Genomic DNA, 18,241 nt, shown 5'->3' on the forward strand with positions numbered 1-18,241 from the left:
AGGGCGCTTTTATTCAGCGTCTTCCCTGTCTTGATGCACGAGATGGCAAATACTGCCGGCCCTATGGGATTTTTTTTAACCTAGGCGGGGACCACTGTCGCCAGGTAGCCGAAGACCCGCTGCACGCGGACCGGCAATACCTTGGCCAGCAAATCCAGACTGGCGTCCGGCCGGTCGAGGGAGAACGAACCCGAGACTTGCAGGCCCGCGACGGCCGGGTCACAGCGCAGCACACCGCGCCGGTAGCGGTTGAGTTGCTCGATCACCTGGGCCAGGGGCATGCGCTCGGCAATCAGCAGGCCACGGGTCCAGGCATCGGCGGCGGGCAAGAGCGGTTGCGCCGGGCGGCTTTGGTGACGGTCAAACGTCAACTGCTGGCCGATACCGATCGCGACTCGGGCGCCCTGCAACGGTTCGACCACTACACTGCCGGCCAGCATTTGCACCTGGGTCCCGTGCTGGCCCGCCAGGTCCTGGCTGATGATCAGCCGCGACAGCGCCGCCGGCCGTACCCAGCCATGGGCGGTCTTGATGCCGACGAAGGTATCCGCCGCCGTCGCCAACAGCAGGCGCCCCTGGTTCAGGGTCAATTGCGGGCCGCGTACATCCACGGCGGTCTGGGTATCGAGTTGCACTTCACCGGCACCGGCCAACCGCACTGGCCGCCGCTCGCCCGTGGTGGTGCGATAGTCACTGAACAACTGGGGCAGCAGTACCCGTTCACGCACGCTCAACCCCATGGCCGCGGCAATCCCCAGGCCGGCGAAGCCCTTGAGCAACGTGCGCCGCGACGTCAGGCTGCGGGCCCGCAACAACTGCCGGGCACTGGGGGCGGGCAACGCGCTGGTGCTGCTGCGCAGGTCGCGACTCAAGCCGGTCAAGCGCTGCCAGGCCAGTTCATGCTGGGGGTTGGCATTGCGCCAGGCGGCACATGCCCGCTGCTCGGCCGCGCCACTGACACCCGATTGCAGGGTGACCATCCACATCAGTGCCTGATCCAGCACGTATTCATCCAACAACTGATCGTCGGCGGGCTGGAACATCGTCATGCCTGGTACACCGCCAGGTAGCAATGCCGATAGGCCTTGAGCATGGCCTTTTGCACAACATTCACGGTCAGGCCCAGTTGCTCGGCGATCTGTGGATAAGTCAGGCCGTCCAACTGCGACAGCAGGAAAACCTCCCGCACCCGGCTCCCAAGCCCGTCCAACACCTGCCCTACCGCATCCAGCGCTTCAAGCACCAGCAAGCGGGTTTCCGGGGATGGCGCGTGTTCCGGCTCAAGGATCGCCAGGGATTGTTCGTACGCACGCTCCAGGGCCTGCCGGCGAAAATACTGGCCGCACAAACGGCTGGCCACCGTGTTCAGATAGGCCCGCGGCTCACGCAACAGCGGCAATGGCCCACTGCTGAGAATGCGCACGAAGGTATCCTGTGCCAGGTCCAGCGCCTGCTCCTGCCCGCCTAGCTTGCGCCGCAGCAACTGCACCACCCAGCCGTGGTGCTGGGCGTAGAGTTCACCCACAGCACGGTGGGTGGAAGAGGATGCGGCCATCGGCGAGATATCCAAATTGACAACTGACGGGAGTCGCACATGGTAATACTTCTCATTAGAGACAAGTAGAAGTTTATACTCCCCGCTGTTTTATCTGACCAAAAGGCAAGCCAGGGGACGATGGACCACGCTTGCACACCGTTTTTATGCAGGGAAGCCATTTGAATTGAGTAAAAAACCTATCCTCTCGCAGCTGCTCGTCGGCACTGCTCTGCTACTTTTTGCGGTCACGATTGTGAACTGGCTGTTCCATATCGACCTGGTGGTGTACTTCAATGCGCTGACCGTAAAGATCTACCAAGTGAGCTCGACCGCGTTTGCCGTGGCGGGGTTTGCGTTGATGGTGTGGCGCAGGAACCCTCGCCTCAAATACACCCCGCTCCACTGGCTGAAGGTCGCGGGCGGCACGTGTGTCCTGTCGTTGCTGCTGGGCGTGGTGGTGTTGTCCTATCTGACTTACTGGTCGAGCACCATTCCGGTCAGCTACGTCGCCACCTACGAATATGCCGCCCACGGCAAACGCAGTTGCACAGGTGCAACGGTCTACGATCAAGAGGTGGCGAAGAAAATCAGGGTTTGCCACCCCGGCGCGCTCAGGGATGGCGGTGAAATACGGGTCGAAAAACTCAGCGGCCCAATGGGGATCGTCGTGCAACAAGGGCATCTCCTCTGACAAAGTCCCCTGTGGCGAGCGGGCTTGCCCCGCGCTGGGCTGCGAAGCGGCCCCAAAACCAGCCTCCGCGGTGTGTCTGTTACGGCGCATTCGGTTTATTGGGGCTGCTTCGCAGCCCAACGCGGGGCAAGCCCGCTCGCCACAAAAGCCCTATCAGTTGGGATTTATGGGGCTAGGCCAGCGCCCGGCGCCCACCATGAATCACCCCATGCACCAGCAACCCCGCCACCAGCCCCCAGAACGCGCCGCCAATCCCCAGTAACGTGACATTGGCCGCCGTCGCCAAAAAGGTGATCAGCGCCGTTTCCCGGGTGCGGGTATCGGCCATTGCATTGGCCAGGCTTGAACCAATGGCGCCGAGCAGCGCCAGGCCCGCCAAGGTGGTGATGAATGCGCGCGGCAGGACCATGAACAAGGTCGCCAACGTCACGCCAAACACCCCGACGAGGATATACAGCGCCCCACACACCAACCCCGCGATGTAGCGTTTGGACGGGTCCTGATGGGTATCGCGCCCGGTGCAGATCGCCGCCGTGATTGCCGCGACGTTGAACGCATGAGCCCCGAACGGCGCCATCAGCAAAGAGCCGAGGCCCGTGACGGTGATGATCGGATTGGCGCTGGTCTTGAACCCGTCGTTGCGCAGCACCAGCATGCCGGGGATGTATTGCCCGGTCAGGGTGATCACGAACAACGGCAAGGCCACGCCAAAAAACGCCGCGATGGAAAAATGCGGCATTTCAAACACCGGTGCCGCCAGTTGCAGCTCAAGGCTGTGCAAGTCGAGCCGCTGCTGGGCGAGCAGCAGCCCCAGGCCAATCAACAGAATCCCGACCATCGCATAACGTGAGGTAAAGCGGCGCAGCACCGCGTAGGCCACCACCAGCACGATCACCAACAGCGGGTCTGCACTGGCCCCACCAAAGGCCGCCACACCAAACTGCAGGAGAATCCCCGCCAGCAAACCCGCGGCAATGCCGCCGGGGATCAGCCGCACCAAGCGCTCAAACGCGCCACTCAGGCCCAGGACGATAAAACCGATGGCGCACATCACATAGGCGCCAATCACCTCGGCATAGGGAGTAAACGGCATGACCGTCGCCAGAAAAGCCACACCCGGCGTCGACCACGCCGTGATGATCGGCTCGCGGTAGCGGTAGCTCAACCACGCACCGGTCACGCCCACGCCGATACTCACCGACCACACCCATGAAGCCGTTTGCGCCGCACTCAACTGCGCCAGGTGCGCGGCCTGGAACACCAGGACAAAAGTGCCGGCGTAATTGACGATGACGGAAATCAACGCACTGATGCTCGGTGACAGGTAATCGGCGAGGCGCAAGCGTGGGGCGGGTCGGTTCATGGCGCATTCCTTTTGTTAAGGCCGCAAAGGCTAACAAGCACCGGACCGTCCTTTCAGTCCACTTCGCCACCTTGCACCAGACCACCCTTGAGCGCCTTGGCCAACTGCCGGCTGGCGCTGTCGATTTCACCGGGCGTCAGCGCCGAGAACCCCAGCAGCCAACCGCCCCTCGCCGGCGGCTGGGCGTAGAGCCGAGTCAGGCCTGGCAATTGGATACCTACCCGCGCCGCCTGGCGTATGGTCTCCAGCTCCGACCACCCCTCATGCAACACACACGGTAACTGCAAGCCACCGGGCGGCAAGCTGGCGGTGACCACATGGCTCAAGTGACGCTCAACCGCTTCGGCCATCGCATCCCGGCGCTCGCCGTAGATTTTGCGCATCGCGCGTATATGGCTGCCGAAATGCCCATCGTTCATGAAGCGTGCCAGGGTCAACTGGGCGATTTGCGGGGTGTGGCCGTCGAGGATGCTGCGGGCGTAAGTCATGGGTTTGACCAACTCCCGGGGCAGCACCATAAAGCCCATGCGCAAGCCGGGGTACAGCGACTTACTGAAGGTGCCGAGGTAGAGCGTGCGCTGGTAGTTGTCCAGGCCCTGCACACAGGCGGTCGGCAAGCCTTCGTAATGAAACTGGCTGTCGTAGTCGTCCTCGATGATCCAGCCTTGGCGTTGCTCGGCCCAGGCGATCAGGTCCAGGCGCCGTTCCAACGCCAGGGTCGCGCCTGTGGGGTATTGATGGGACGGCGTGACATAGACCGCGTTGGCGCCGCTGCGGTCGGCGCGCAAGGCGTCGATGCACAGGCCTTTGGCGTCCACCGCCACCGGTACCACCTTGAGCTGGGCCATTTCAAACGCCTTGCGGGCGCCGAAGTAACCGGGGTCTTCCATCAGGATCGGCTGGCCGCTGTCGACCAGCACCTGCGCGCACAAGTACAGGGCCTGACGCGTACTGGACAGCACCAGCACCTGATCCGGCGTGACCCGCGCACCGCGCTCCAGGTTCAGGTAGTCGGCGATGGCCTGGCGCAGGGGTTCAGCACCCTGCGGGTCGCCATGCAACAGCAGGTTCGGGCGGTAGTCCTTCAATGCCTGGCGGTGCAGGCGCTCCCAGATGCCCACGGGGAAGGTGCGCGTTTCCGGCAGCCCCGTGGCAAACGCCTTGACCACTTGCTGGTCGCTGACGCCGCCGCTGGCGAGGATCTGCGCGCCCCTGGCACTCAGCGCCGGGGCCTGGTTTGGCATCAGCGGCTGGCGCTTGCGCGCCCCCCGCAGGCTCGGCCCAATCTTCTCGGAGACGAAACTGCCCGAGCCTTCGCGCCGGCTCAGGTAACCGTCCAGTTGCAGTTGGACGTAGGCCATTTCTACGGTATCCCGGGAAATGCCCAGTGACTTGCACAGTGTGCGGGTCGCGGGCAAACGGCTGCCTGGCGCGAGGACGCCCTCGAGGATCAATTGGCGCAGCACACGTTGCACCCGCACCCGCAAATCCAGCGAGGCCAGCTTGGGGTCCGTCAGGCGGATCTTCAGCGTGTCCAGTTCCAGGTTGTGGGTCATTGACTTGGCCAAGGGCTAAAAAACCATGCATCTTTGTGCGAAGCCGCCGATATGTCCACGACCAATATCGGCGAGCCATATGGGCGGGGCTTTACAGGGCCATCCGGTACTCGATGCAACCCGAGTCTTCGGCGATCCAGTTGTAGAGTTTTTGCGCGCGTTTATTGGTCTGCTGGGTATGCCAGTACAAACGTGCACAGCCGTGATACTGCGCATAGCGCTGGACCCATTCGATCAGCAACTTGCCGGTACCGCCACCGCGTACCGTGGGGGCCACGTACAGGTCTTCGAGGTAGCAAAAGTCAGCCACCGCCCAGGTCGAACGATGCAACAGCGCATGCACCAGCCCCACCACCTCATCGCCCTGTACCGCTACCGCGCAGGCCATGGCTTCATCGGCATCGAGCAAGCGGCTGAAGGCGGTGCGGGTCGTGGTCTCATCCAGGGTCACTTGATAAAAGTCCTGGTAGGCCAGCCACAGTTGCAGCCATTGCTCATAGTCCTCGGCTTGCACGGCTCTGACCACGATGGCCTGTGGATCGTTACTCATCGCTTTCTCCTGTAGGGGAACCCGTTCCGGAGTGGATCGGGACCTGGCAATGGTAGGTTCCCGAGGCGGCAGCAAACCGACCACTTCCAGGCCACCGGGCAGGCCAACCCCTAACAACCGCCACCCTTCCCTGTAGGAGCCGGCTTGCCGGCGATGGCGGCCGCATGATTGGCGCAAGGCTTATCGACCTCATCGCTGCATAGGTATCTACACAACTTTCAGAAACTGACGAACTTCCCTGTGGCGAGCGGGCTTGCCCCGCGCTGGGCTGCGAAGCAGCCCCAGTAAGCCGAATGCGGTGTATCAGATACTCCGTAGTGGCTGGTTCTGGGGCTGCTTCGCAGCCCAGCGCGGGCGATGCGGCGTTCCGACAAGCCCGCTCGCCACAAGAGCCCTATCTGCTTGGGTTTAGGCGTTACGGCAAAGTTGTGTAGATACCTATGCTCATCGCTGGCAAGCCAGCGCCTGCAAGGGTTGTCTATCGCTCGGGCGTTCACAATTGGTTAAGGATTGCCTTCGTATACTCCAACGCTGCCCCCCTCCCATCCGGTAACCCACTCCATGACACGCCCTGCCACGCTGTTGCTGCTGCTTGCCGGTTTGCTGTTCTTCGTTGCCCTGGGCAATCACCAGTTGCAAGGCTCCACCGAAGCCCGGGTGGCGGGAATTGCCATGGCCATGCACCTGGACAATGACTGGGTGGTGCCGCGGCTGTTCGGTGAGCCATTCCTGGAAAAACCACCCCTGAGCCTGTGGCTGGATGCCGGGGCGATTCGCCTGTTTGGCGCCAGCACCGGCGCGGTACGGCTGGCCTCGGCGTTTGCCGGGTTGTTCAGCGTGATGCTGCTGTACGGCATGCTGCGCCGGTTCGGGCGGCCCACGTCGCTGGCGTTTTGCGCAGCGCTGATACTGGCGACCATGGCCAGTTACTGGAGCAACGTGCGCGGCGTGGGTGAAGATGCGCTGCTCAGCCTCGGCGTAACCCTGGCCCTGCTGGCGCTCTACCAGGCCATGCGCCCCGAGTCCCGGCACAGCGCCAACGTCGGCAGTTGGCTGCTGTTTACCCTGGGGATGATGATCGCCACGCTGAGCAAAGGCGTGTTGGGCCTGGCGATGCCGGGCATTGTGATATTCGCCTACCTGGCCTGCACCAGCCTGATGGACAAACGCTTGCAACTCGGCCAATGGCTAAAACCGGGCGCCTTCACTGTGCTCGCACTGGTGCCGCTGTTGATCTGGCTGGGGTTCCTGTATCAACGCGGCGGCCTGCAGGCAGTCGGTGAGGTGTTATGGACCAACAGCGTCGGGCGTTTCAGCGGTTCCTTCGTCGAAGCCGGGCATTACGAGCCCATCTACTACTACCTCGCCAAATTGCCCGAAGCCTTTTTGCCATGGAACATCCTGGTGTACCTGGGCCTGTGGCACTTTCGCAAAAGCCTGGCGAGCAATCGTTACCTGCTGTTTTTCAGCCTGTGGCTGGTGGCGCAATTTACCCTGCTGACCTTCGCGTCGAGCAAACGCATTGTGTATCTGATGGCCCTGACACCGGCGGCAGCGGTCCTCGCGGCCGAGTATGGCGCGGTCCTGCTCAGCCGCCTGCCGGCCTATCGTCGTGGATTGATCTGTGGCGTGTTTAGCGTGGTGATTGCCTGCTACCTGGGCGCCGCTATCTGGTATGCGCCAAAGGCCGACCGGCGTGAATCCTTCGTCCCCCTGACCCGCCAAATCCAGGCATTACAAGCCCAAGGCCACACGGTGGTGCTGTACCAGCCCAACGAGCGCGTGGCCGGCGCCACCGTGTTTTACACCCAGAGCAACTTGCCGATCCTGCACACAGAGGCACAACTGCGTACCTATCTGGATGCCAGGCCGGGCAACCTGGCGTTGCTGGACCGTATCGAGCAACTGACCATCCCGGTCACCGCCCTCAAGCAGATCACCGTGGGCAGTCGCCCCTACTCTTTTGTCGAACAGTAAGGCCTACCAGAGCGCCAGGTCGTACGTGAGATAAACCCGGTAGTTATCACGGTCACTGGCATAGGTAGAACGGTAAGTGGCCTTGCGCAACTCCACGCCCAGGCCTTTGAAGGTGCTGTCCTGGATCACGTAGCGCAGGTTGGTATCGGACTCCCACTCGCGAGCTTCACGGCCCTTGAAGTCGCCGTTCTGGCCCTTGTAGTAACGGCTCATGAAACTCAAGCCCGGCAGCACCGCAGCCAAGTCGTAGTCATAGCGCAGCATCCAGGTTTGCTCACCAGCCTGGATGAACTTGCCGACCCCGGCGTTGCTGAACGAGTACACCGTCGACACGCTGGCATAGGGCAGCGCGGTGTCGCCGCTGACTTTCTGGTAGCCCACGCCCAATGCCTGCCGACCCAGGCGGTAAGTGAACAGGCCGCTGAACATGTCGCTGTCGACCTTGCCGTTACGCGCCTCGCCCGCTTCGTTGCTGATGAAGTAGCGCAGGTCGCTGGTCAGGCTGCCCGGCCCCAACGGCTGCTTATGCACCAGCCCAAGGAATTGTTGGCGATAGAATTCGCGCATTTCGCCGTAGTACCAAGTGCCACTGAGAGTAGGCGTGAAAGCATAGGTGGCACCGGCGAAATCGAAGTCAGTGCCCTTTTTGCCGCTGTAGCCCTGTGGATAAATATCCACGCTGTCGGTGGAGTTACGCAGCTTGAATTGGTCCAGGTGCCCACTGTGCAGGTACAGGTTGCGGATGCCGGTGTATTCGATCTGCGTGCCGCGAAACGTCTGCGGCAGCAAGCGACCGTCGTTGTGTACCAGCACCGGGGTCTTCGGCAGCAACGTGCCCGTTTTCAGCACGGTAGCGCCGATGCGCATTTTTGCGGTCACGCCCAGGCTTGCGAATTCATTGGCGGCGCGCCCGTCATCGTGGACCGGCAACAAGCCGGTACCGGCGTGGGTGCGGCTGGAGTCGAGCTTGATCCCCGACAGCCCCAGGGCGTCCAGGCCAAATCCTACGGAGCCTTCGGTGTAGCCCGATTGCAGGTTGAGCAAAAAGCCTTGCGCCCACTCCTTGCGGTCCTCGCCACCGTCGCGATAACCGTCGTTGAAATAGTAATTGCGCAGGGTCAATTTGCCATGGGAGTCCTCCCAGAAACCCTGGGCCATCAGCGCCGGCGACACACTCGCCAGTAAGCCTGCGGTGACGACGCCGCTCTTCGTGAAAAGCTCACGCATCAGTGTTTCCTCAATGCCGTATTGTCGGTTTTTATGGGCAGTTGCTCCGTGTGCCAGGCTGGACGCCAGGTCACATTGGGGCGGACACTAACGGCTTGCCGAACGCCCCACAACGTTATGCGAGAAGCGCATGACGCTATGCGCAAAGCCGCCCTTCGACAGGAAACCCACGGTGAACCTCAAGCAACTCGAAGCCTTCAAGGCGATCATGTCCACCGGCTCGACCATCGGCGCAGCCACGCGCATGGGCTTGTCGCAATCTGCGGTCAGCCGCCTGTTGAGCCAGTTGGAGGACGCCCTGGGGTTTGCGCTGTTCCTGCGCAAAAAGGGCCGCTTGATGGCCACGCCAGAGGCTGAGGAATTGCTCACCGAAGTCGCAGGATTGGTGGACGGCATGCAACGAATCCAGCGCCTGGCCGATGAAATGCGCGTAGGTCGCTCACGCAAAAGCCTGCTCAAGGTCGGCGTACCCACCAGCATGACCCAGGAATTGTTGCCGCGTATTGTCGCGGACTTTCTCAAGGACCATGAAGACATCGTGGTCGAACTGCTGACCGGCTCCTACGACATGATCGAACGTGCCGTACTGGACCGCTCCGCCGACCTGGGCTTTGTGCGCCTGCCCACCGAGATGCCCGACTTCGATGTCGAGCCGGTGCTGCACACCGAAGGCGTGTGCGTGATGCCGGTCGACCACCCATTGAGTCGCCACGACTTCGTCGAGGTACAGCATCTGCGCAATGTGCCGCTGGTGATGCTGGGCCGACAGCGGGCAGTGCGTACCGAACTGAACCAGATGTTCCGCGCTGCCAACCTGACACCGCAAGTGCGGGTCGAAGTGCACTCGGTGGGTGCCGCGTGCAGCTTTGTCGCCGAAGGGCTGGGGGTGTCGATCGTCAACGGTTTGCTGGCCAGCCACTTCATGCATCTGCCGATTGTCAGCCGCCCATTCCGCCCGGCGCTGCCCTACGAATTTGGCCTGGCCTTCCGTGCCGACGAGCCACGCTCACAGCTGGTAACGGCCTTTGCCGATCACCTTAAACAGCGACTGAATCTGAGCACATAGATCCCCAGAGTGCTTGTTGTGATGAGCCGGCTTGTTGTGGCGAGGGGGCTTGTCCCCCGCTGGGCTGCGCAGCAGCCCCAAACCCAGGCGCTAAGGTCTTCCTGAAAAAAAGCGGCGATCTTATTGGGGCTGCTACGCAGCCCAGCGGGGGACAAGCCCCCTCGCCACAAAAAACCACATTGTCACAACAAGCAACCCTGCCCACCACAACAAAAACGCATACCCCAACCCGCCCCACGCATAACGTTGTGGCCGGCAAAACTTTGCCCTAGTGTCCGCCCAACCAAGCGTCACTACCCACAACAATAACAGCGCACGTACCCCGCTCAGACGGGGGCCGCGCCGGGGCCGCCAGCATGACCGAACCGCAGATCCTCCGTACCCCACCGCCCACCGAGGCGGTCGCAGACAAACCCGTGCAACGCAAGCAAATCAACCCGGCAATCATTCTGCTGAGCATCGTCCTGCTCGCCGTGGCTTTCACCTATGCGGTCAACGCCGGCAAGTTCCAGCGCCAGAATGGCCTGGTGGTACCCGGCTCGTACCAGGTGTTGGAAAAGCAGGATTCCTTCAGCCAGTTGTTCTCCCTGGTACCCCGCAAGGCGGGCGATACAACGGCCCGCCCGGTGTCGCTGGTGGAAGGTTTCATGGCCATTCCCCAAGGCATCGAAAAGCGTGCGGCGCTGATTTTCATGGTGCTGTTCATCGGCGGCATGTTCGGCGTGCTGAACAAGGCCGGGGTGATCGATGCCGGGCTGGAGCGCCTGCTGGGGCTGACCCGGGGCAATATCTACGTGTTGGTACCGAGCCTGATGCTGGTTTTTTCCGCCGGCAGTACCTTTATGGGGCTGGCCAAGGAATTCATCCTGATCGTGCCGTTAATGGTAGCCATGGCCAATCGCCTCGGGCTGTCGAACCTGATTGGCCTGGCCATCGTCACCATCTCCGTGAAGATCGGTTACCTGGCGTCCATCTCCAACCCCGTGGCCTTGTCGGTGGCCCAGCCAATGGTCGGCCTGCCGATTTTCAGCGGCTTGAGCATGCGCGTCGCGGCCTATTGCACCTTCCTGCTGGTGGGCATCGCGTTTGTGTTGTGGAGCATTCGCAAGCACGGGTTTGATGCCAGCGCGCAGATCACCTTCGAGAGTAAACCCCTGCCCGTGCGTCATCTGCTGAACCTGCTGGTGCTGGGTGGCGGGATTGGTTTTCTGGTCTATGCCTCGAACCGCTGGGGCTGGAAATACCATGAGCTGTCGGCGTTCTACCTGCTGCTGACCGTGGCCTTCGCACTGATCGCTGGCCTGGCCGCCAGCACCGCCGCCAGTGCTTTTGTCGACGGCATGAAAAAGGTCCTGATCGCTGGCGTCCTGATCGGCCTGGCGACCGCCGTGGAAATCATCCTCAGCACCTTCCAGGTACTGGACACCATCGTCAACAACCTGGCCAACCTGGTGGGCGACCATGGGCCAGTGGTGTCGGCCTACGGCATGTTCTTCGCGCAATTGGGGCTGGACGTGCTGATCCCCTCCACCTCCGGCCAGGCGGCCGTGACCATGCCGATCTTCGGCCCGCTGGGCCAGTTGTCCGGGGTCAGCCCACAAACCACCGTCTTTGCCTTTTTGATGGGCAACGGCCTGACCAACATGATCACCCCCACCTCCAGCGGCCTGCTGGTACTGCTGGCCACCGCCAACGTCGGCTGGGGCCAATGGGCGCGCTATATCCTGCCGCTGTTCCTGATCTATGCGGTGCTGGCGATGGTGCTGTTGGCCATTGCAGTGCAAACCGGATATTGAGTCGATGAGTGTTTTACCTATGCAAACCCTGCACAACCAGATGATCGCCATGCGCGACGGCATCCACCTGGCCACCGACATCTACCTGCCGGCAGGCGGCGACGGCCCGTATCCGGTGGTGATCGAACGTACGCCCTATGACAAGTGCAAACCGTCGCGCTCGGAAAAACAGCTCGACGGCCAGCACATTTCCCGCGAGCAAATGGCCGCTCGTTTTACCGCCCGGGGCTTTGTCGCGATCTTCCAGGATTGTCGCGGCCGCTACGCCTCCGAAGGGGTGTTCACCAAATACACTGCCGAGGGCGAAGACGGTTTCGACACCCTGGCCTGGATCGTCCGCCAGCCATGGTGCAACGGCAAGATCGGCAGCATGGGCCTGTCCTACGCGGCGCACACCCAGCTGGCGATGGCCTGCCTGCATCCGCCGGGCCTGGGCAGCATGGTGCTCGACAGCGGCGGCTTCGCCAATGCCTACCAATGCGGGATTCGCCAGGGTGGCGCGTTTGAACTCAAGCAGGCCACCTGGGCGGTTCGCCAGGCCAAGGAAAGCCCGGCCGCGCTGGCCGACCCGCAGGTGCGCCAGGCGCTGGAAGACGAAGATATCCACGAGTGGTTCCGCCGTATGCCCTGGCAGGCGGGCCGATCGCCATTGCGCCATGTGCCCGAGTACGAAGCCTATCTGCTGGAGCAGTGGGCCCAGGGCAGTTTCGGCCCCTACTGGCAGAAGTCGGGGATTTATGCCGAAGGTCATTACGGTGACTTACCGGATATCCCGGTGCTGTTCATGTCCAGTTGGTACGACGCTTATGTCAGCTCGACCTTGGCCAACTACACCGCCTTCAACCTAGCCCGCAGCGCACCGCAGCAATTGATCATGGGCCCGTGGCTACACGGCGACCGCAATATCAGCCACAGCGGTGATGTCGAGTTCGGTGCCCAGGCTGCCTTTGACGGCCAGGTGGCGCAGGATTGGCTGAGTTGCCGCCTGCAATGGTTCGAGCAGTCCCTCAAGCCCGGGACGCCACCGCCGCAGGCAGGCGTGAAGGTGTTCTTGATGGGCGGCGGCAGCGGCACGCCGGATGAAAACGGCCGCCTGCAGCATGGCGGCCGTTGGCTGCAGGGCGAGCAATGGCCGCTGCCCGGCACCCAGTCACTGACCTTGTACCTGGATGCGCAACGGCAACTGACCGAGGTTGCGCCCAGTACCGAAGAGTCCGTCTTGGGTTACTACGCCGACCCGGCCAACCCGGTGCCGACCGTGGGAGGGGCATTGACGTCCGGCGCACCGATTTTTGTCGGCGGCGCCTTCGACCAGCGCGAGCGCGCCGACTTTTTTGGCAGCCGGGGCGACAATCGCCCCTTGTCCGAGCGCGACGACGTGCTGAGTTTCCAGACCGCGCCCCTGGCCGAAGACTTGGTCGTCGCAGGTCCCGTGCAGATCGAACTGAGGATCGACAGCGACGCGCCAGACACTGACTTCACCGCCAAGCTGGTGGATGTCTACCCGCCGAGCGCGGCGTATCCGGAAGGCTTTGCGATGAACATCACAGACGGCATCCGCCGCTGCCGTTATCGCGACGATTGGGAGCAGCCCAAACCGCTGGCACCCGGTGAGCGGGTGAAGCTGACTATCGAGCCATTCGCCACCTGCAACCTGTTCAAACAAGGTCATCGCCTGCGCCTGGACATATCCAGTAGCAACTTCCCGCGCTTCGACGTCAACCCCAACAGCGGCGAGGCCGAGGGCCAGGCCCGGCATCCGCGCATTGCTCACAACCGTCTGCACCTGAGCCGGGATGCGGCGTCGTGCCTGATCCTGACCACCCTCCCCAACGGATAAAGCCCCCCCCGCAGGAGCCGGCAAGCCGGCTCTTGCATACCACTCATCCGCCAACCCCACATTCATTAAAAAACCGTTTCAGCTCTCGCCCTGGCTGCCGATATCCCCTGTCTATCCATCGGCTGGGCGACCTTCCAGCAACTGATGTACACGCAATCTGTTCCTGGAGGAATTCGATGAATACATGGTTTGGCAACATCAGCGTCAACTTGAAACTGGGCCTGGGCTTCGGCCTGGTGCTGGTGCTCACCTCGATCCTCGCGCTCACGGGCTGGACCAGCCTGGGCAACCTGATCGACCGCAGTAACTGGATGAGCGACATCACCCAGCTCAACGCTTCGCTGACCAAGCTGCGCATCGTGCGCCTGCAATACATGCTGGCCAACGGCGACGAGGAAGTGGCACAGAATGTCCAGGCCAGCCTCGACAGTTTTGCCGCGCAGCAACAACAGCTGATCAACAGCTTCAAAAGCCCGGAAAACCTCAAGCTGCTCAACGAGCAGAAAGACACCATCACCGCCTACCGGCAGTCGCTGAACAAAATGCGCGAGGCCTACCGCAACGGTAATGCAGCGCGCCAAACCATGGGTGAGCGTGCCGACGCCGCAGGCCTGGTGATTGCCGCCCTGGACCGCAGCGTGCGCCAGATGCCCGAAAGCAGCGAGCGCTTCGCCCAGTACGAAGCGATCAACCACGCCAAGGAAGAGTTCCAGATCGCCCGCTATGAAGTGCGCGGCTATACCGGCAACGTCAACCCGCAAACCGAAGCCCGCGCAGCCGCGCAAATCGAGTCAGCGATCAATGGCCTCAAGGGCTTGAAGGACGTATTCGGTCAATCCCAGCAAACCGAACTGACCGCCCTGGAAAACGCCTTTGGCGCCTACCGCAGCGCGGTGCAGGCCTACAAGGCAGCCAATGCCAATATCGTCCTCGCCCGCCAGGAAATGACCGTGCAAGGCGCCGATATCGTGTCGCGCAGCGAAGCCCTGTATGACATCCAACTGCAACGCCGCGATGCAGAAAGCGCCCAGGCCCGCAGCCTGCAACTGATCAGCACCGTGCTGGCCCTGTTGGTGGGGATTATCGCCGCGCTGCTCATCACCCGGCAGATCACCCGCCCACTGCAGGAAACCCTGGCCGTGGTCGAGCGCATCGCGTCCGGCGACCTGAGCCACAACATCCAGGTAACCCGCCGTGACGAACTGGGCGTGCTGCAACAAGGTATCCAGCGCATGGGCACTACCTTGCGCGAGCTGATTTCCGGTATTCGCGACGGCGTCACCCAGATCGCCAGCGCCGCCGAAGAGTTGTCGGCCGTGACCGAACAGACCAGCGCCGGGGTCAACAGCCAGAAGATCGAGACCGATCAAGTGGCTACGGCCATGCATGAGATGACGGCCACCGTGCAGGAAGTCGCGCGCAACGCCGAACAAGCGTCCCAGGCCGCCTCCGCCGCCGATGGCCAGGCCCGTGAAGGCGACAAGGTGGTGGCCGAAGCCATCGCCCAGATCGAACGCCTGGCCGATGAAGTGGCGCGCTCCACCGACGCCATGGCGCACCTGCAACAAGAGAGCAACAAGATCGGCAGCGTGATGGACGTGATCAAGGCCGTGGCCGAACAGACCAACTTGCTGGCGCTCAACGCCGCCATCGAAGCTGCCCGTGCCGGTGAAGCCGGGCGTGGGTTTGCCGTGGTGGCCGACGAGGTCCGTGGCCTGGCCCAGCGCACGCAGAAATCCACCGAGGAGATCGAAGGCCTGGTCGCCGGCTTGCAGAACGGTACCCAGCAAGTGGCCAATGTGATGAACAACAGCCGCAGCCTGACCGACAGCAGCGTCGAATTGACCCGCAAGGCTGGCGTCTCCCTGGAGAACATCACCCGCACGGTGTCGAACATCCAGTCGATGAACCAGCAGATCGCCGCCGCCGCCGAACAGCAAAGCGCCGTGGCCGAAGAAATCAGCCGCAGCATCGTCAATGTGCGCGATGTGTCGGAGCAAACCGCTACCGCCAGCGACGAGACCGCCAAGTCCAGTGTCGAGTTGGCACGCTTGGGCAGCCAGCTGCAGCAGATGGTCAGCCATTTCCGGGTGTAAACAAAAAGCCGCCCCGGCCAAAACCGGGGCGGCTGCGCTTCTCAGGCCTTAACGGTCATCGAAGCTGTCTCGCAGGAATTTCCAGACGTGATAAACACGCAGGCAATTCACTACGAGGTCCCACGTACGTCGTGCAAACTTGGACATACTCGGCCCTCCTGAAGTTGGGCCTTACCTCCAGCGCACTTACCGGAACACGTGAGCCTTTGGACGCTAGTCGATCGCGCCTCTTGAGGTGGCCGGGCTAATGGTCCTTCCGCATGAATCCGGCACGGATTACTAGCCCGTGGCGGCCGGTCCAGAATTCGCGCGCGCACCCGACTCACTCAAAAGCGACAAACGCAGAACGGAGGAGATCCTAACCAACATTTGGGTCGAAGGTGTGACCAACAGTGGTCAAATATCCAGTGTTGGACGGGAGATTTATTGCAGCCTTTTGCAGCTGGAATTGACGCGAAAAAAGCTCCAGAAATCGTCAGCACCGATCATCGCTCAATCTTGCAGGCCGATATGAACAGCGCTAATATCCCGGCGAGTCGATTGCGCCTTTTGAGATAGCAACCCCAGCCACTAACTGGGATTGCAATAAAAAACCGCCCTGCAAAGGCGGTTTTTTATTGCCTGCCATTTGTCGATCAGGCCTGGCCTTCCTCGACAAATACCAGCCGATTGCCGAATGGATCCTTGATGCTCATCTCCCGCGTGCCCCAGGGTGTTTCTTCGATTTGTGGCTTGGCAAAGCGATAGTCCTTGGCCTGCAATTGCTGCTGGTAAGCGTCCAGGCCCGCGGCCTGGATCCGCACTGCGGCGCCCGGTGAGGCATCACCATGGTGCTCGGACAGGTGCAGTACACAGGCACCGAACGACACTTGCAGATACAACGGGAAATTATCTTCGAAGCGGTGCTGCCAATCGACCTTGAAGCCAAGGAAACCGATATAAAACTCCTCAGTCTTGGCCTCGTCGAAGGTCCGCAAGATGGGGGTGACTGTTCCTAACTGCATGGCGACGGCTCCCTGTTTTGAAGCAGCCACTATAAGCAAACACCCCACCCCTGGCGAGCGGGCTTCAAACCAAGCCTTGAAATCAGAACCCCCCACGCAAATCACCGCTGCGCGCCAGAAACCGCCCCGCCCGCTGACCATTCGCCTGCCCGTCGCGGTAGCTCAGCACGCCATTGATCCACACCCCATCTATCCCTTCGGCAGCCCGTTGCGGGTCCTTGAAGTCGGCCACATCGCGCACCCGCACCGGGTCGAACAGCACCAGGTCGGCCCAGTACCCTTCGCGGATTGCACCGCGCCCGGCCAGGCCAAACCGTGCGGCCGACAGTCCGGTCATTTTGTGTACTGCGGTATGCAGCGGAAACAGGCCCAGGTCGCGGCTGAAATGCCCGAGCACCCGTGGGAAGGCGCCCCACAAACGCGGATGAGGGAACGGGTCTTCCGGCAGGCCATCTGAACCCACCATCGACAGGGGATGGGCGAGGATCCGTTGCACATCGCTCTCGTCCATTCCGTAATACACCGCGCCGGCCGGTTGCAGGCGCCGCGCGGCATCCATCAGCGATACCCCCCACGTGCCTGCGATAGCCTGCAGATCCTGTCCGCCCATTTCCGGGTGCGGTGTCGACCAGGTGATAGTGATACGAAAGGCATCGGTCACTTGCTTGAGGTCCAGGGTCGAGGAACTGGCGGCATAGGGGTAACAATCGCAGCCCACCGGATGGGTCTTGGCGGCCTGCTCCAAGGACGCCAGCAATTGCGGACTGCGCCCCCAGTTGCCCGCGCCGGCGCACTTGAGGTGGGAGATGATCACCGGCGCCTTGGCGTGGCGGCCGATCAGGAACGCCTCGTCCATGGCCTCCAGCACCGGTTCGAATTCACTGCGCAAATGGGTGGTGTATACCGCGCCAAACGCGGTCAGTTCTTCACTCAGTTGCAGCACTTCGTCGGTGTCGGCGTTGAACGCGCTGGCGTAGGCCAGGCCTGTGGATAAGCCCAGGGCGCCGGCTTCAAGACTCTCGTGCAATTGCACGCGCATCAACGCGATTTCGGTGGGTGTGGCGCTGCGCTGCAGGTCGTCCATATGGTTGCTGCGCAATGCCGTATGGCCGACCAATGCGGCGACGTTGAGCGCCGGCTCGGCGTTTTCCACGGCGGCGCGGTAATCGGTAAACCGCGGATAGACAAACGCCTCGGCCTTGCCCAGCAGGTTCATCGGATCCGGCGGATCACCGCGCAGGCTGACCGGCGAGGCGCTGATGCCACAGTTGCCGACAATCACCGTAGTCACGCCCTGGCTGAGCTTGGGCAACATCTGCGGCTGGCGAATCACCACGGTGTCGTCGTGGGTGTGCACGTCGATAAATCCCGGCGCCAATACGCGGCCACTCGCCTCGATCTCATGCTCGCCCTGGGCGCCCGCCAAGTCGCCGATCGTCTCGATACGCCCGTCGCGCAGGCCCACGTCAGCGATATACCCCGGCGTGTTGCTGCCATCAATGATCAGCGCCTGGCGGATCAACGTGTGGTACTTCATC

At 62.1% G+C, this 18,241-nt stretch carries 13 protein-coding genes and 2 pseudogenes; 7 read left to right on the forward strand and 8 right to left on the reverse strand.

Annotated features, from left to right (window positions below):
- Nucleotides 1-80: 80 nt before the first annotated feature.
- Nucleotides 81-1,049: a DUF4880 domain-containing protein gene (locus HKK57_RS06035; protein ID WP_169389920.1), complete on the reverse strand. Its 969-nt coding sequence runs from the start codon at nucleotides 1,047-1,049 to the stop codon at nucleotides 81-83.
- Nucleotides 1,046-1,555 carry a sigma-70 family RNA polymerase sigma factor gene (locus HKK57_RS06040; protein ID WP_169389921.1) on the reverse strand — a complete coding sequence of 170 codons (510 nt, stop codon included), beginning with the start codon at nucleotides 1,553-1,555 and terminating at the stop codon, nucleotides 1,046-1,048. The genes HKK57_RS06035 and HKK57_RS06040 overlap by 4 nt, the downstream gene beginning before the upstream one ends.
- A gap of 166 nt (nucleotides 1,556-1,721) precedes the next feature.
- On the opposite strand from HKK57_RS06040, the gene HKK57_RS06045 reads away from it, so the two are divergent.
- Nucleotides 1,722-2,228, forward strand: coding sequence for a hypothetical protein (locus HKK57_RS06045; protein ID WP_159906414.1), 507 nt, complete (start codon nucleotides 1,722-1,724; stop codon nucleotides 2,226-2,228).
- Nucleotides 2,229-2,400: 172 nt separating this feature from the next.
- Here HKK57_RS06045 and HKK57_RS06050 read toward each other — a convergent pair whose 3' ends face one another.
- The 3 genes from HKK57_RS06050 to HKK57_RS06060 form a co-directional block, all read right to left on the reverse strand.
- On the reverse strand, nucleotides 2,401-3,591 hold the full coding sequence (locus HKK57_RS06050) for a benzoate/H(+) symporter BenE family transporter (RefSeq protein ID WP_070994406.1): 1,191 nt from the start codon (nucleotides 3,589-3,591) through the stop codon (nucleotides 2,401-2,403).
- Between the two features lie 53 nt (nucleotides 3,592-3,644).
- Nucleotides 3,645-5,147, reverse strand: a complete 1,503-nt coding sequence (gene pdxR, locus HKK57_RS06055; protein WP_169389922.1) for a MocR-like pyridoxine biosynthesis transcription factor PdxR — start codon at nucleotides 5,145-5,147, stop codon at nucleotides 3,645-3,647.
- 91 nt (nucleotides 5,148-5,238) lie between these two features.
- The gene (locus tag HKK57_RS06060) at nucleotides 5,239-5,697 is read right to left on the reverse strand and encodes a GNAT family N-acetyltransferase (protein ID WP_070994408.1); all 459 of its coding nucleotides are present in this window, start codon (nucleotides 5,695-5,697) and stop codon (nucleotides 5,239-5,241) included.
- Nucleotides 5,698-6,258: 561 nt separating this feature from the next.
- Here HKK57_RS06060 and HKK57_RS06065 point away from each other — a divergent pair.
- Nucleotides 6,259-7,674 carry an ArnT family glycosyltransferase gene (locus HKK57_RS06065; protein ID WP_169389923.1) on the forward strand — a complete coding sequence of 472 codons (1,416 nt, stop codon included), beginning with the start codon at nucleotides 6,259-6,261 and terminating at the stop codon, nucleotides 7,672-7,674.
- 3 nt (nucleotides 7,675-7,677) lie between these two features.
- Here the strand turns inward: HKK57_RS06065 and HKK57_RS06070 are convergent, their stop codons facing one another.
- A complete protein-coding gene (locus tag HKK57_RS06070) occupies nucleotides 7,678-8,901 on the reverse strand; it encodes an OprD family porin (RefSeq protein WP_169389924.1) in 1,224 nt (407 codons plus the stop codon).
- A gap of 172 nt (nucleotides 8,902-9,073) precedes the next feature.
- On the opposite strand from HKK57_RS06070, the gene HKK57_RS06075 reads away from it, so the two are divergent.
- From HKK57_RS06075 to HKK57_RS27270, 5 genes and pseudogenes are all read left to right on the forward strand, one after another.
- Nucleotides 9,074-9,967, forward strand: a complete 894-nt coding sequence (locus tag HKK57_RS06075; RefSeq protein ID WP_169389925.1) for a LysR family transcriptional regulator — start codon at nucleotides 9,074-9,076, stop codon at nucleotides 9,965-9,967.
- Nucleotides 9,968-10,323: 356 nt separating this feature from the next.
- Nucleotides 10,324-11,763: a YfcC family protein gene (locus HKK57_RS06080; protein WP_169389926.1), complete on the forward strand. Its 1,440-nt coding sequence runs from the start codon at nucleotides 10,324-10,326 to the stop codon at nucleotides 11,761-11,763.
- Between the two features lie 19 nt (nucleotides 11,764-11,782).
- Nucleotides 11,783-13,603: a CocE/NonD family hydrolase gene (locus tag HKK57_RS06085; RefSeq protein WP_169391179.1), complete on the forward strand. Its 1,821-nt coding sequence runs from the start codon at nucleotides 11,783-11,785 to the stop codon at nucleotides 13,601-13,603.
- A 176-nt stretch (nucleotides 13,604-13,779) separates the two neighbouring features.
- A pseudogene (locus HKK57_RS27265) lies at nucleotides 13,780-14,796 on the forward strand (methyl-accepting chemotaxis protein); the annotation flags it as partial.
- Between the two features lie 306 nt (nucleotides 14,797-15,102).
- Nucleotides 15,103-15,699: pseudogene (locus HKK57_RS27270) on the forward strand (methyl-accepting chemotaxis protein); the annotation flags it as partial.
- Between the two features lie 635 nt (nucleotides 15,700-16,334).
- Here HKK57_RS27270 and HKK57_RS06095 read toward each other — a convergent pair.
- Together HKK57_RS06095 and HKK57_RS06100 are read right to left on the reverse strand one after the other, a co-directional pair.
- Nucleotides 16,335-16,703: a glyoxalase superfamily protein gene (locus HKK57_RS06095; protein WP_029299885.1), complete on the reverse strand. Its 369-nt coding sequence runs from the start codon at nucleotides 16,701-16,703 to the stop codon at nucleotides 16,335-16,337.
- An 82-nt stretch (nucleotides 16,704-16,785) separates the two neighbouring features.
- Nucleotides 16,786-18,240: an N-acyl-D-amino-acid deacylase family protein gene (locus HKK57_RS06100; protein WP_029299887.1), complete on the reverse strand. Its 1,455-nt coding sequence runs from the start codon at nucleotides 18,238-18,240 to the stop codon at nucleotides 16,786-16,788.
- Between the last annotated feature and the right edge of the window lies 1 nt (nucleotide 18,241).

The sequence above is a fragment of the Pseudomonas sp. ADAK21 genome (assembly GCF_012935735.1).
In the GTDB taxonomy this organism is placed as follows: domain Bacteria; phylum Pseudomonadota; class Gammaproteobacteria; order Pseudomonadales; family Pseudomonadaceae; genus Aquipseudomonas; species Aquipseudomonas proteolytica.